Source organism: Planococcus sp. A6, from assembly GCF_028823615.1.
Taxonomy (GTDB): domain Bacteria; phylum Bacillota; class Bacilli; order Bacillales_A; family Planococcaceae; genus Planococcus.
On sequence record NZ_JAPEHT010000089.1, the window covers coordinates 1 to 13,642 of the forward strand.

11 protein-coding genes and 1 pseudogene are annotated in these 13,642 nt (G+C 48.4%); all 12 read left to right on the plus strand.

The features are described from left to right. Positions 1-1,231, plus strand: a 1,231-nt coding sequence (pnpS, locus tag ON064_RS12920; RefSeq protein ID WP_274625088.1) for a two-component system histidine kinase PnpS, incomplete at its 5' end; no start/stop codon positions are given. Positions 1,232-1,240: 9 nt separating this feature from the next. Further along, a complete protein-coding gene (locus ON064_RS12925) occupies positions 1,241-2,461 on the plus strand; it encodes a carboxylate--amine ligase (RefSeq protein WP_274625089.1) in 1,221 nt (406 codons plus the stop codon). A 172-nt stretch (positions 2,462-2,633) separates the two neighbouring features. Next, on the plus strand, positions 2,634-3,605 hold the full coding sequence (gene hflK, locus ON064_RS12930) for an FtsH protease activity modulator HflK (protein WP_274625090.1): 972 nt from the start codon (positions 2,634-2,636) through the stop codon (positions 3,603-3,605). Then, positions 3,605-4,585, plus strand: coding sequence for a protease modulator HflC (gene hflC / locus ON064_RS12935; RefSeq protein ID WP_274625091.1), 981 nt, complete (start codon positions 3,605-3,607; stop codon positions 4,583-4,585). Before hflK ends, hflC begins: the two co-directional genes overlap by 1 nt. Before the next feature lie 67 nt (positions 4,586-4,652). Next, positions 4,653-7,248 (plus strand): annotated as a pseudogene (gene polA, locus ON064_RS12940) (DNA polymerase I). A 13-nt stretch (positions 7,249-7,261) separates the two neighbouring features. After that, complete coding sequence (mutM, locus tag ON064_RS12945) at positions 7,262-8,131, plus strand: bifunctional DNA-formamidopyrimidine glycosylase/DNA-(apurinic or apyrimidinic site) lyase (RefSeq protein ID WP_274625092.1); 870 nt, start codon at positions 7,262-7,264, stop codon at positions 8,129-8,131. A 9-nt stretch (positions 8,132-8,140) separates the two neighbouring features. Beyond that, positions 8,141-8,737, plus strand: coding sequence for a dephospho-CoA kinase (gene coaE, locus ON064_RS12950; protein WP_274625093.1), 597 nt, complete (start codon positions 8,141-8,143; stop codon positions 8,735-8,737). Between the two features lie 109 nt (positions 8,738-8,846). Then, entirely contained in the window at positions 8,847-9,866 is a 1,020-nt protein-coding gene (locus ON064_RS12955) for a glyceraldehyde-3-phosphate dehydrogenase (RefSeq protein WP_274625094.1), read from the plus strand. Positions 9,867-10,177: 311 nt separating this feature from the next. Then, positions 10,178-10,561 carry an adenosylmethionine decarboxylase gene (gene speD / locus ON064_RS12960; RefSeq protein WP_068868886.1) on the plus strand — a complete coding sequence of 128 codons (384 nt, stop codon included), beginning with the start codon at positions 10,178-10,180 and terminating at the stop codon, positions 10,559-10,561. 121 nt (positions 10,562-10,682) lie between these two features. After that, positions 10,683-11,159 carry a transcriptional regulator NrdR gene (gene nrdR / locus ON064_RS12965; RefSeq protein WP_101190108.1) on the plus strand — a complete coding sequence of 159 codons (477 nt, stop codon included), beginning with the start codon at positions 10,683-10,685 and terminating at the stop codon, positions 11,157-11,159. A gap of 12 nt (positions 11,160-11,171) precedes the next feature. Next, positions 11,172-12,542 (plus strand): replication initiation and membrane attachment family protein, encoded by a 1,371-nt coding sequence (locus tag ON064_RS12970; protein WP_274625095.1) that lies wholly within the window; start codon positions 11,172-11,174, stop codon positions 12,540-12,542. After that, positions 12,543-13,481, plus strand: coding sequence for a primosomal protein DnaI (gene dnaI, locus ON064_RS12975; RefSeq protein WP_058381067.1), 939 nt, complete (start codon positions 12,543-12,545; stop codon positions 13,479-13,481). Positions 13,482-13,642 lie beyond the last annotated feature (161 nt).

Here is a 13,642-nt window from a genome sequence, read left to right on the forward strand (position 1 = left end):
TGCAGTCATCGGAAACCGCATTATCCGACTGCAAGTGGAGCCGGTGGAAAATGCCACGGCGACCGCAGTGGAGCTCGTGAAAGGGAATTACCGCGCACGTGCTTATGAATCCGACGCCCAGGGCAGCTTGGAGCTGAACAAGACAATCAATGTGCTTGCCCGAAATTTGCAGGAAGTGGCCACTGTCCGCTTGATGGAGCAGGAGAGGCTGAAAACCCTGATCGAGAATATGGGCAGTGCGTTAGTGATGATTGACCGGCAAGGGACGATTTCATTGGTCAACCGGGCATTTCTTGAGGAAACCGGCCTGAGCAGTGAAACGGTTCTTGGCAGCCTGTACAGGGAAATCGAAATCGCACCCGAGCTGAAATCCTTCATTGAAACAGTCTTCATGACAGAGACCCGTTCACGCGACCAAATCGAGTTTGCCGAAGGGCTTAAAATGAAGAACCTGGACGTCTACGGTGCACCGGTCATTGGTGAACACGAGCGTTGGCTCGGTGTGGTGATCGTTTTCCACGACATTACCGAGTTGAAGAAGTTGGAGCAAGTGCGCAAAGATTTCGTGGCGAACGTTTCCCATGAACTGCGCACGCCCGTCACCTCGATCAAAGGTTTCTCCGAGACCTTATTGGATGGGGCTTATCAGGATACCGATACGTTATTGTCATTTTTGGAAATTATTCAGACGGAAAGCAACCGCTTGGAAATGCTCATCAATGATTTGCTCAACCTGTCGAATATGGAGCGTTCCGCTTTCCACATCGAATTGGAGCCGACAGACATGAAAGCCGTCATTGAACGGGCTGTTGAGACGGTGCACCCGAAACTGGCTGAAAAGAACATTGGCCTTGAGCTGAATCTGGAACCGGTCATCGTAAATGGCGACGGGAACCGGCTTATCCAAGTGATCGTCAATTTATTGATCAATGCTGCCACCTATTCACAAGAAAACACCCTGGTGACGCTGAAATTATATGTGGAAGGAAATCGGGCGGTTGTGAAAGTGGAAGATCAGGGAATCGGCATCGAAGCATCCGAAATCGGCCGCTTGTTCGAGCGTTTTTACCGGGTTGACCGGGCCCGAAGCCGAAATTCAGGTGGCACAGGACTTGGGCTTTCAATTGTTAAACACATCATTGAAGCGCATCATGGCAATGTCGAAGTGGAAAGCGAAGTCGGGGTAGGAACGACTTTTACCGTCTATTTGCCGCTTGCGGAAGAAATTTAGGAGGAACATATGAAAACCAAACACCCATTTTTGCCGATCATTGTCGGTACTGATATGAATGCTTACAATATGGCAATTTCATTTCACGAAGCATACGGCATCAAGCCGATCTTGATCGGCAAGGAGCCATTGTCCTTTACGGAGATGAGCTCTATCACTGAAACCATCGAATTTGATAAAAAATTATCCGAACCGGAACATTTCGCGGATATTTTGATTGGTATGGCAGACAAATACAGAGCTCCTGGCAAAACCTTGCTGCTGGTCGGGACGAACGATTTATACGTACGCTTGATCATCGAAAATGCCAAAGTGCTGCGCGAGCATTATGTTTTCAACTATCCGAATGAAGCATTAATGAACCAGCTGCAGATGAAAGCGAACTTCTACGAACTGTGCAAAGAGCATGGCATCGATACACCGACCACTTATTTTTACGACTGCAGCCAGGATGTGCCGTTCGACGATAGCGATATGATGTATCCGGTCGTCGTCAAGCCGAGCAATGGCATCGAATACAGCCGCAATAAATTCGAAGGCCAGGAAAAAGTCTATAAAGTGGATAGCCCGAAAGAGTTGTTCGAAGTCGTCCAGAAAATCAAGGCAAGCGGCTACCGTGATGAATTGATCATTCAGGATTTCATTCCAGGCGATGATACATATATGTGGGATTCCGTCATTTACGCCAATTCGAAAGGCCAGACGCAATTGGTGACGTTCGCGCAAGTTGTCTTGCAAGAGCATACCGTGACGGCCATTGGCAATTACACGGCCCTCATCACGCGCTTCGACAAGGAAATGATGCAAAAGCTCCAGCATTTCCTCGAAGCGGTCGGCTATACCGGTTTCGCCAATTTCGATTTGAAATACGATTCGCGCGACAAGAAGTTCAAGGTCTTCGAAGTGAATATCCGCCAGGGGCGTTCCAGCTATTACGTGACGGCGCTAGGCCACAATATGGCAGAGTACTTGGTCGATGATTTAATCTACAAAACTGAAAAGCCGATTACGTATTTGAATGAAGATTTCCTGTTCACGGTCGTCCCCAAAGTGGTATTGCGCAACTTCGTCCAAAATCAGGCAGTCCAAAAAGACATCAAGCGCCTGATCAAGGAAAAGAAATGGGGCAATCCACTGTTCTATAAAAAAGACACCCATATGAAACGCAAACTGTATCTTTTTGCGCGCCAAGTGAATTATTATAAAAAATACAAAAACAATCAATGGTAAGTTTACACAGGCTTAACACCAGCTTCACAATCGGGTGCTATTCTTTAATAGAACCCCCTTCAACCGCATGACTTGAAAAAGAGCCCCTCCCCGGGCTCTTTTTCTATTTTCTTGAAACTATTTCACAATCATTCCGTATACATAGTTATAAAGAAAAAAAGGGGGAAACAACATGACCACGAAACGAATCCTGACGATTGTCGGGCTGTCGGTCGTCGGCATCCTATTATTGGTTGCTGTCTTTACTTCCTGGTATACGGTCGATGAATCGGAACAGGCAGTCATAATCACATTCGGTGAAGCAGGAGAGCCGGTTACGGAATCGGGGCTTCATTTCAAGATGCCTTGGCCAATCCAAAAAGCGGAAGTGATGTCAAAAGAAACGTATAGCCTTCAATTCGGCTATGACCAAAACGAGGATGGCGAAGTCACTGCATACGACAAAGAAACCAAGATGATTACAGGAGACGAGAACATCGTCCTGACGGATCTCGTCGTGCAGTGGAAAATCACCGACCCGAAAAAATTTCTCTTCAATGCGGAGGATCCACGCGAAATGCTTCATGACGCAACATCGGCATCCATCCGGTCGATCATCGGAAGTTCCTTGATCGATGACGCCTTGACTTCAGGGAAAGCGGAAATCGAAGCGGAAACACGCGACTTGCTATCATCACTAATCGAAGAATACGATATCGGCATTTCCGTCTTGGCGGTCAAGCTTCAGGATGTGGAGCTGCCGAACGAAGAAGTCCGTGCAGCGTTCACGAACGTGACGGATGCCCGTGAGACGATGAACACGAAAATCAACGAGGCGAATAAATACGAAAACCAAAAACGCAACGAAGCTCTAGGTGAGAAATCCGCCATCAACTCCCGTGCGGAAGCACAAAAAGTTGAACGCGTCGAGCAAGCGACAGGAGATGTCGCGGTATTCGATAAACTGTATGCGGAATACGAAGGCAATCCGGAAGTGACCAGGCAGCGTTTGATCATGGAAACCTTGGAGTCGGTACTACCGAATGCCAAATTGTATATCATGAATGACGATGAGGGAACAATGAAGTATTTGCCGCTCGGTGAAATACAGACCGTAGTACCGCCGGCAGCGGAAGAAGAAACTGATGAAGGAGGCGGCAACTGATGGATCCAAAACAGCCATTTGGCAACTCCAATACAACGGACATCTTCGGCAATAAAAATCGGGACAAAAAACCGAGAGAACCGAGAGAGCCGATCAATTACCGGAAATACTGGAAACCGATCCTCATCTCGACGCTTGTCTTTTTCGCATTGTTGATCGTGCTGACCAATACCTATGTCGTAAAAGAAAACGAATACCGCGTTGTCCGGCAGTTCGGCGAAGTCGTCAAAGTCCAGGAAGATCCGGGCATCAAGATGAAAATCCCGTTCATCCAAAGCATCACGACGATTCCGAAATACCAGATGACTTATGATGTGTCGGAAGCGGAGATCAATACAAAAGACAAAAAACGCATCTTGATCGATAATTACGCAGTATGGCGAGTGACTGACCCACTGAGCATGATTTCGAATGCCGGTACGATCATCAATGCTGAATCGCGCATGGAAGAGTTCATTTATTCTGTCGTGCGTACCGAGCTCGGCCAGTTAAATTATGATGAAATCATCAACGATGAAAATTCATCGCGCGGCAGCTTGAATGATACGGTGACAGAGAGAGTTAATGAATTGCTCAACACCGACCAGTACGGCATCGAAGTTGTCGATGTCCGCATGAAACGCACCGACTTGCCAGCAGAAAACGAACAAGCCGTCTTTACGCGGATGATCTCGGAGCGGGATTCAACTGCACAGGATTATTTGTCGCAAGGCGATGCACGCAAGCGTGAAATCGAAGCACAAGCCGACCGCGAAGCACAGGAAGTCATTGCGACCGCCAAAAAAGAAGCGGCCTTGATCCAAGCTGACGGGGAAGCGGAAGCCGCCCAGATCTACAACGAGTCGTTCTCGAAAGACCCTGAATTTTATGAGTTATACCGTTCACTCGAATCGTATTCGAAAACGGTCGGTGAAGATACGGTCATCATCATGCCGTCGGATTCACCTTATGCAAGACTGTTATCCGGAAATCTTGAATAGTGACTGGAGCCGTCATTTCTCTTCTATTTGCCTGCGTGGTAAAATAAAGGGAATGACGGCTTTTTTTATGGAAAGGGGTAATTTTGTGTCAAAGAAAATCTTATTGCTTGATGGCAACAGCCTGGCATACCGCGCATTTTTCGCGCTGCCATTACTTACGAACGACAACGGAGTGCACACGAATGCAGTCTATGGCTTCACGACGATGCTGCAAAAGCTATTGGAGGAAGAAAAGCCGACCCATATGATGGTGGCATTCGACGCCGGAAAAACCACTTTCCGCAACGAAGCCTATAAAGAATACAAAGGCGGCCGGCAAAAGACTCCACCGGAACTGTCGGAACAGTTCCCGTATTTGCGTAAGCTGCTCTCAGCATACAAGATCAAACAATACGAACTCGATAATTACGAAGCGGATGATATCATCGGCACGTTGAGCCTTCAAGCCGAACAGGCGGGCGACCAGGTCGTCGTCGTTTCCGGTGATAAGGACTTGACGCAGCTCGCCTCAAACTCGACGGTCGTCTACATCACACGAAAAGGCATCACCGATATCGAGAAATACACAGTGGACCATATCCAAGAAAAATACGGCCTGACGCCGCTGCAGATTATCGACATGAAAGGCTTGATGGGCGATTCTTCCGATAACATTCCGGGCGTTCCAGGCGTCGGGGAAAAGACGGCCTTGAAGCTGCTCGCCAAACACGGGTCGGTTGAAGGTGTCTATGAAGCGATCGAAGAACAAAAAGGCAAAATGAAAGAAAAGCTCGTGGAAAATGAATAAAGCGCCGGTAGAAGTGTCGATCGATGAACTTGATTATGCAGGCCCGGACCAGGATGAATTGGTGCGCATCTGGAACGAGCTCGCATTTAAATCATTGCTGGAGAAGCTGGATTATACGGCTGAGGCAACTGAAAAGGAAGACTTGAATTTTGAAGTACTCGAAACGGTCGATGCGAGCCTGTTAGAGGACGGCATGGCGGTGCATCTGGAATTATACGACGAGCATTACCATAGCTGTGATTTGCTTGGCGTTTCATTGGCGTCCGAAAAAGCGACGTATGTCATCCCGATGGAAGTAGTGGTGGAGTCGGATGCGCTGAAAGCTTGGCTCGAAGACGCATCTGCAACCAAATATATGTCCGATTCAAAAGCGGCGACTGCGGCATTCCTAAGAAAAGGCATCAAAATCGACGGTGTCGACTTTGATCTAATGCTCGGTGCCTATATTGTCAATCCATCGCTGAAGTACACGGATTTAGCCGATATTGTCCGTGAATACGGCTACTCGGATGTGTCGACCAACGAACAGGTCTACGGCAAAGGGGCAAAGAAAAAAGTTCCTGAAGCGGCTGACTTGAATGAGCATATGGCGAGAAAAGCGAGAGCGATCTTTAATGTGCGCCCCGTGGTCGTCAAAAAGCTGGAGGAAAACGAGCAATTTGACTTATACGATAAATTGGAGCTGCCGCTTGCAAAAGTGCTAGGCCAAATGGAATCGCTCGGCGTCAAAGTGGACCGCGGCCAATTGGCTGACATGGGCGTGGAGTTGAAGCGCAAGCTCGGCATGATCGAACAGGAAATCTATTCACTTGCCGGACAGGAATTCAATATCAATTCGCCGAAGCAACTTGGAGTTATTTTATTCGAACAGCTCGGTTTGCCAGCTATCAAGAAAACCAAAACCGGCTACTCGACGGCTGCGGATGTATTGGAGAAATTGGAAGGCAAACACGAAATCATCCACCATATCCTGATGTACCGCCAGCTCGGTAAATTGCTGTCGACGTATATTGAAGGATTATTGAAAGAAATTCACGAGGACGGCAAGGTCCATACGCGTTTCCAACAAGCCTTGACGACAACGGGCAGGCTCAGTTCCACGAACCCGAACTTGCAAAACATTCCGGTACGCTTGGAAGAAGGACGCAAAATCCGCAAAGCGTTCGTCCCGTCACAACCTGGCTGGGTCATGGTCGCAGCGGATTATTCACAGATCGAATTGCGCGTACTTGCCCATATGTCGAAAGACGAAAGCTTGATCGAAGCGTTCCAATCGGATCTGGATATCCACACGAAAACAGCCAGTGACGTGTTCAATGTATCACTCGAAGAAGTCACTTCAGATATGCGCCGCGCGGCCAAAGCGGTCAATTTCGGCATCGTTTACGGCATCAGCGACTACGGCTTGTCGCAAAACTTGAACATCACCCGCAAAGAAGCAGCTGACTTTATCGAGCGGTATTTGGCAAGTTTCCCTGGAGTGCAGGGCTATATGACCTCAATTGTTGAACAGGCGAAAAAAGATGGTTTTGTCACGACCTTGATGAACCGCCGCCGCTATTTGCCGGACATCAACAGTTCGAACTTCAATTTGCGCAGTTTTGCGGAACGTACCGCAATGAATACGCCGATTCAGGGAAGTGCGGCCGATGTCATCAAGCAGGCGATGATCGAAATGGATATCGCGCTTGAACGCGAAGGGCTGCAGTCGAAGATGATCTTGCAAGTGCATGATGAATTGATCTTTGAAGCGCCTGCCGAAGAACTTGAAAAACTCATGGAATTGGTTCCGGAAGTGATGGAGTCGGCCGTGAAACTCAATGTGCCATTGAAAGTCGATATCGCGTCAGGCGATACTTGGTACGATACAAAATAAGGAGGAATGTGCGATGCCGGAACTTCCGGAAGTAGAAGGGGTGGTCCGGCAAGTCCGCCCCGTGTCGATCGGCAAACGCATCGTCTCGGTCGATGTGTCCGATACGATCCGAAAATCAAAGCAATCGGGCAAAGAAGCGATCTTGAAACGCATCGAAGCGGATGACTTTCAAGAGCGTCTGACCGGTGCCCAAATACTCGCCGTCGAACGGCGCAGCAAATATATTTACATGACCATGAAAAACGAGCAGGAATTCCTGCTCGTCAACCATCTGGGCATGTCGGGTGCATGGTTTTTCGTCGATAGCCTGCTGGCGATCCCAGAAGACAAGTTCAGGCGCCACGTCCATGTGGTGCTGACACTCGATGATGGCAACTTATTGGCGTTCTCGGATATTAGGCGTTTTGGGGAAATGCGTGTATTGGAGACAGAAGGGGATTTTCCGCCGCTTCTGTTAATGGCGCCGGAACCTTTCGCTGACGAAGCCCAGGAATGGTTCTTGCAGCAAGCAGAAAGCCCGAAATTCCGCAACAAACCGATCAAGGAAGTCATCATGGACGGCACGGTCATCTCCGGATGCGGCAATATATATGCCACAGAAGCGCTGTTCCGCATGAAGATCCACCCAAAACGCGCCGCAAGCCGCATCAGCCGCAAACGCAAAATTGAATTGTTCCAGGCCATTGCCGCCATTTTGCTCGAGAGCATCGAAGCAGGGGGCAGCACGATTTCCGATTACCGCAATATCAACGGGGAATCAGGCAGCATGCAGAATCGTTTTGGCATGTACGGCAAGAAGACGTGCACGATTTGTGGAACGGAAACCAAAACAGTGAAAATCGCGAGCCGGGCGTCTGTTTACTGCCCGTCTTGCCAGAAATGAGGAAACTACATGATCATCGGATTGACCGGCAGCATCGCGAGCGGCAAAAGCACCGTCTCGCAAATGTTCAAGGAATTGGGATATCCGGTCGTTGACGCAGATCTGGTCGCCAGACAAGTTGTCGAGCCCGGAACGGACACATTGAACAGCATCGAGCAAGCTTTCGGCGCGGAAGTGATACGCGCTGATGGGTCGATGGACCGCGAGAAAGTCGGGGCAATCATCTTCAACGACCCGGCGAGCAGAAAAAAATTGAATGATATCATCCACCCGGCAATACGCCGGGAAATGCTTAGGCAGCGCCAAGCATTTTTGGATGAAGGATATGAAACCGTTATCATGGATATTCCGCTGTTATTCGAAAGCAAACTCCAACACATGGTCGACAAGATCCTGGTCGTCAGCGTGTCGGAGCAGGAACAATTAAAACGGCTCATGGAGCGCAACGGATTGGCCGAACAGGAAGCCAAAGCGCGTATTGCGTCACAGTTGCCGATTAGCGTCAAAGAACAAGGTGCTGACGAAGTGCTGGATAACAACGGTTCTCTTGATCACACAAAGCGGCAATTAATGCGCATATTAGCCGACTGGCAGACACATCCGTAAAAAAGTATGCGCTTTCTTTCGTTTTCAGGTTCTCTAAACCGAATAATGTGTTATACTATATATCGAATTGAAAATATGAGTATGACTTATTTAATTGGGGGACAAATACATGACAGTTTCGATTGCAATTAACGGGTTTGGCCGCATCGGCCGTATGGTTTTCAGACAAGCAGTTTTGATGGATGACGTGACGATTTCGGCGGTCAACGCCGGTTATCCGGCAGAAACACTTGCTCACTTGATTAAGTATGACACAAATCACGGTACCTTCTCCGGTGAAGTGAAAGCGGAAGAAAATGCGTTGGTTGTAAACGGAAAGCGTATTCAATTGGTTAATGAGCGCGACCCATTGGAACTCCCGTGGGGGGAAATGGGCGTCGATATCGTCATCGAAGCGACGGGCAAGTTCAACTCGCGTGAAAAAGCTGCGCTTCATTTGGATGCGGGAGCAAAGAAAGTCATCTTGACTGCTCCTGGCAAAAACGAAGACATCACGATTGTGATGGGCGTCAATGATGATAAATTGGATGTCGAAAAACACCACATCATCTCAAATGCCAGCTGCACGACGAATTGCTTGGCGCCTGTCGCTAAAGTGTTGAATGATGCATTCGGCATCGAAAACGGATTGATGACGACTGTCCATGCGTACACTAATGACCAAAAGAATTTGGATAACCCTCATAAGGATCTTCGCCGCGCACGCGCTTGTGGACAGTCGATTATCCCGACTTCGACAGGGGCTGCAAAAGCTTTGTCCTTGGTTCTACCTGAACTGGAAGGGAAAGTGCACGGTTTGGCGCTTCGTGTCCCGACGCCGAATGTGTCACTTGTCGATCTTGTCGTCGATGTCCAACAGGACGTAACGGTAGAAGACGTCAACCGTGCATTCACGGAAGCATCGGAAGGGGCGCTAGCGGGCATCCTCGATTTGACAATGGAGCCGCTTGTGTCGATCGATTTCAATACGAACCCGAGCTCTGCAATCGTTGACGGTTTGACTACCATTGTCATGGGCGACCGCAAAGTGAAAGTGCTCGCTTGGTATGATAACGAATGGGGCTACTCGGCCCGCGTTGTCGACTTGATGAAAAAGGTAGCCAATTCTATGGCTGTCGCTTCAAAATAATGCAAAAAGATTCCGCTTTTCTTCTTATTGAAAAGCGGAATCTTTTTTTGTCGTTATATTAAAAAAATTGCCTGCTGAAGCATTTATTTATTGCATTTCGAAAACATTCATCATATACTATGAATCGTAGCCAAAAACGGCTGCCACTTCTCAATTCTATTTATTATGTAGAGCAAGGAATTAGGAGCGTATATTATTATTCTTATGACTGCTTAAAGGGTTAGGACCTCTCTGGACTAACTTTCCCCCGTGGTAGTCAACTTTGAATATTTTGCGCAAAACCAAAATGTTATCAAAGGGGGAAACGAACCATGGAAACTATGGGACGTCACGTAATCGCAGAACTTTGGCAGTGTGATTTTGACAAATTAAACGATATGGACTATATCGAAAAGACTTTTGTTGATGCAGCACTCAAATCAGGTGCGGAAATCCGCGAAGTCGCTTTTCATAAATTTGCACCACAGGGTGTCAGCGGCGTAGTCATTATTTCGGAATCACACCTGACTATCCACAGCTTCCCGGAACATGGGTACGCGAGTGTCGATGTGTACACTTGTGGAGATCTTGATCCAACAATTGCAGCTGATTACATCGCGCAAGCTTTGGATTCAAAGCAGAGCGAAGTAACTGAAGTGCCACGCGGCATGGGACCAGTCGGCGCCGGAGCGACAAAAGTGTCACTGACGGTGTAATTGACCGCTAATAACGCAAAACACAAGCAGAGGAGAAAATCCTCTGCTTTTTCTAATGTTTGGGGAATTTTTTTGTTATACTGTTACTACCAGATAGAGAATTTTCGGGGAGATGTCTACCATGAAATGTCCAGCTTGCCAGCATAACGGCACCCGCGTAGTAGATTCGCGGCCAATAGATGAAATGAAATCAATCCGCAGGCGTCGTGAATGTGAAGCATGCGGCTATCGCTTCACCACCTTCGAGAAAGTGGAAGAGATGCCGCTGATCGTCGTGAAAAAAGATGGCTCCCGTGAAGAATTCAGCCGCGAGAAAGTGTTGCGCGGTTTGATCCGCGCGTGTGAAAAACGCCCAGTCTCGCTCGACATGCTTGAAGGGGTCGTTTTCGATATCGAAAAAGAACTTCGCCGGAGCGGCAATCCTGAAGTGAAATCGGAAGAAGTCGGAGAACTGGTCATGAACCGTTTAGCGGATATCGATGAAGTGGCCTATGTCCGCTTCGCTTCCGTCTATCGCCAGTTCAAAGACATTACGGTCTTCATCGATGAACTCAAGGATCTGCTTGATCGCAATCCCGGTGACAAGGACAGCAAATAAGGCGGTGACCACATGACGATGTACAAAGAACTCCAGCCCGCCGACTTGTACCGGATCCGCATGCCGTATCCATTTTCCAATTACGACCGCCAATTGCTGACGCTCCTCTATCAGCCGATGATCGGGTCTGACGCCATCTCCCTTTATTTGACGCTTTGGGCAGACGGTGAAATGCGGTCTGAGGATTCGACGCACTATACATTGATGAACACGCTCGGAAAACCCGTCAAGGCGATTTTTGAATCCCGCATCCAACTCGAAGCGATCGGCTTATTGAAAACTTTCCGGAAAGACGGGGAAAACCGTTCCTTCATCTACGAACTGTGCCCGCCGCTCGACCCGAAAACCTTTTTTGCCGACCCACTATTGTCGATGTTCCTGTTCAGTAAAATCGGGGAATCGTCTTATCGGCGCGTCCGTGACCGTTTTGTCATCCAGACGCCGCTCGCAACGGGATACGCAGAAGTTTCCAGAACTTTTACGGATATCTTCCAGCCGGTGCATGCGAAGTTGGGGTATCCTGCAGACGAAAAAGAGCTTGAATCCCGGACAGACGGGGAATATGAGATGGAACAAGACTTTGATTTTACGTTGCTGCGTCAGGGACTGTCCGAACAGCTTGTGCCGAAGCGCGTGCTGACGCCGGCCATCCGCAATTTTATCGTAAAGCTTTCGTTTCTCTACGGTTTCGGCCCGCTTGAAATGCAAAAGGTCGTATTGCTGGCGATTGAAGATGATTACCGGATTGATGAGGAAGGGCTGCGAAAAGCCGCTTCCGATTATTATAAAATGACCGTCACGACGACTGCGCCGAAACTCGAGCCTGTCAAAAAGGCAGAACCGAAAACGCAACAACCTGACACACAACAAGGACCTATAAACAAAGAGGACGAGTTGATCGCATATTTAGAATCAGCATCGCCGCTTCAAGTGCTGCGCGATATTGCAGACGGCAAAGAACCGCTGCCGGCCGATGTGCAATTAGCGAACCAATTGGTGACACAGCATGGCATGGAGCCGGCTGTCGTCAATGTATTGCTTCAATACGTCCTGTTGCGCACGGATATGAAACTGACAAAAGCGTATGTAGAAAAAATTGCCTCGCATTGGTTGAGGAAAAATGTCACGACAGCCAAACAGGCGATGGAATTTGCACGCATCGAGCATACACAGTACATGAAATGGAAAAACGAATCAGGTGCCGCCCCTAAAAAAGCGGCATCTGCCGGTCGCAAGCCGATCCGCGAAGAAAAGCTGCCTGAATGGTTCAATAAGAAAGACGAAGTGGAAACGCCTGGACAAGGAGCTTCAAGTGAACAGCTCGAACAGGAAAAACAAAAATTGCTTGCGAAGCTTGCGTTGAAGAAAAGAAAGGGTGATTAGATGGAACCGATTCGTGAAACGATGAAGCGAGTGGTCAATGCGCCCTCATTTTCCGAGCGCTATGATGCAATGAAGAAAGAAGTAATGGAACATCCCGGCGTCCTAAAATTCCTTAAAGAACACGAAGAGGAAATCGACGGGCCGACAGTGGATAAAGGAATGGGCAAGCTATACGAATATATCGACCAATCGCATGACTGCAATAAATGCCCGAACCTCGGCGGGTGCATCAATCATCTAAAAGGATTCGAACCGAATCTCGTATTGGAGCGGGGCAATATTGGCATCTCGTACACCAAATGCCGGTTGAAGACTGCTGAAGATAATAAGCGCCACGCCTCTTCACTTATCCATAGCATGTATATGCCAAAAGAAGTGATGGCGGCGAGAATCGAAAACTTCGAGCTCGATGACCGCAGGCTGCCTGCTTTCCGCGCAGTTGATGATTTTCTGGAGAAAGCAACAGGCCCGGATTCGCTTCCGGAAAAAGGATTGTATTTATACGGCAAGTTCGGGACTGGCAAATCCTATTTGCTGAGCGCGGTCGCGAATGAACTTGCGGAGATCAATGTGAAAACGGTTCTTGTGTTCGTTCCGGAATTCATGCGTGAAATGAAACAAGCGATCGGTGACCACACGCTGCAGGAAAAAATCGAATACGTCAAAAAAGCCGACGTGCTCATGCTCGATGACATCGGAGCTGAAGCGATGTCGAGCTGGACGCGCGATGAAGTGCTCGGTACGATCCTTCATTACCGGATGGCGGAAAAATTGCCGACTTTCATGAGCTCGAACTTCAGCTATTCTGAACTCGCGCACCATTTGACCTATTCACAGCGCGGCGAAAAAGAAGACTTGAAAGCAGCGCGTATTATGGAGCGGATCCAGGCATTGACCGTTCCAGTCAAACTTGAAGGCGAAAACCGCCGCAACAAGTAAGAGAAACTATTGCCTTTTGATTTTTTTCATCGTATAGTAAGAATCATCAATAATGATTTACATGCAATGACAAGGACATGAGCGATCACGCATGGCACACAGAGAGGGAAGACACGGCTGAAAACTTCCCGGCACAGCGTTTTTGTTTACCCCCTTCGAGC

Excerpts from the sequence above, each read along its gene's own strand:
- nrdR (WP_101190108.1), top strand. The coding sequence starts at position 10,683 with ATGAAATGTCCAGCTTGCCAGCATAACGGCACCCGCGTAGTAGATTCG.
- hflC (WP_274625091.1), top strand. The coding sequence starts at position 3,605 with ATGGATCCAAAACAGCCATTTGGCAACTCCAATACAACGGACATCTTC.
- ON064_RS12955 (WP_274625094.1), top strand. The coding sequence starts at position 8,847 with ATGACAGTTTCGATTGCAATTAACGGGTTTGGCCGCATCGGCCGTATG.
- ON064_RS12970 (WP_274625095.1), top strand. The coding sequence starts at position 11,172 with ATGACGATGTACAAAGAACTCCAGCCCGCCGACTTGTACCGGATCCGC.
- dnaI (WP_058381067.1), top strand. The coding sequence starts at position 12,543 with ATGGAACCGATTCGTGAAACGATGAAGCGAGTGGTCAATGCGCCCTCA.
- mutM (WP_274625092.1), top strand. The coding sequence starts at position 7,262 with ATGCCGGAACTTCCGGAAGTAGAAGGGGTGGTCCGGCAAGTCCGCCCC.
- hflK (WP_274625090.1), top strand. The coding sequence starts at position 2,634 with ATGACCACGAAACGAATCCTGACGATTGTCGGGCTGTCGGTCGTCGGC.
- ON064_RS12925 (WP_274625089.1), top strand. The coding sequence starts at position 1,241 with ATGAAAACCAAACACCCATTTTTGCCGATCATTGTCGGTACTGATATG.
- speD (WP_068868886.1), top strand. The coding sequence starts at position 10,178 with ATGGAAACTATGGGACGTCACGTAATCGCAGAACTTTGGCAGTGTGAT.
- coaE (WP_274625093.1), top strand. The coding sequence starts at position 8,141 with ATGATCATCGGATTGACCGGCAGCATCGCGAGCGGCAAAAGCACCGTC.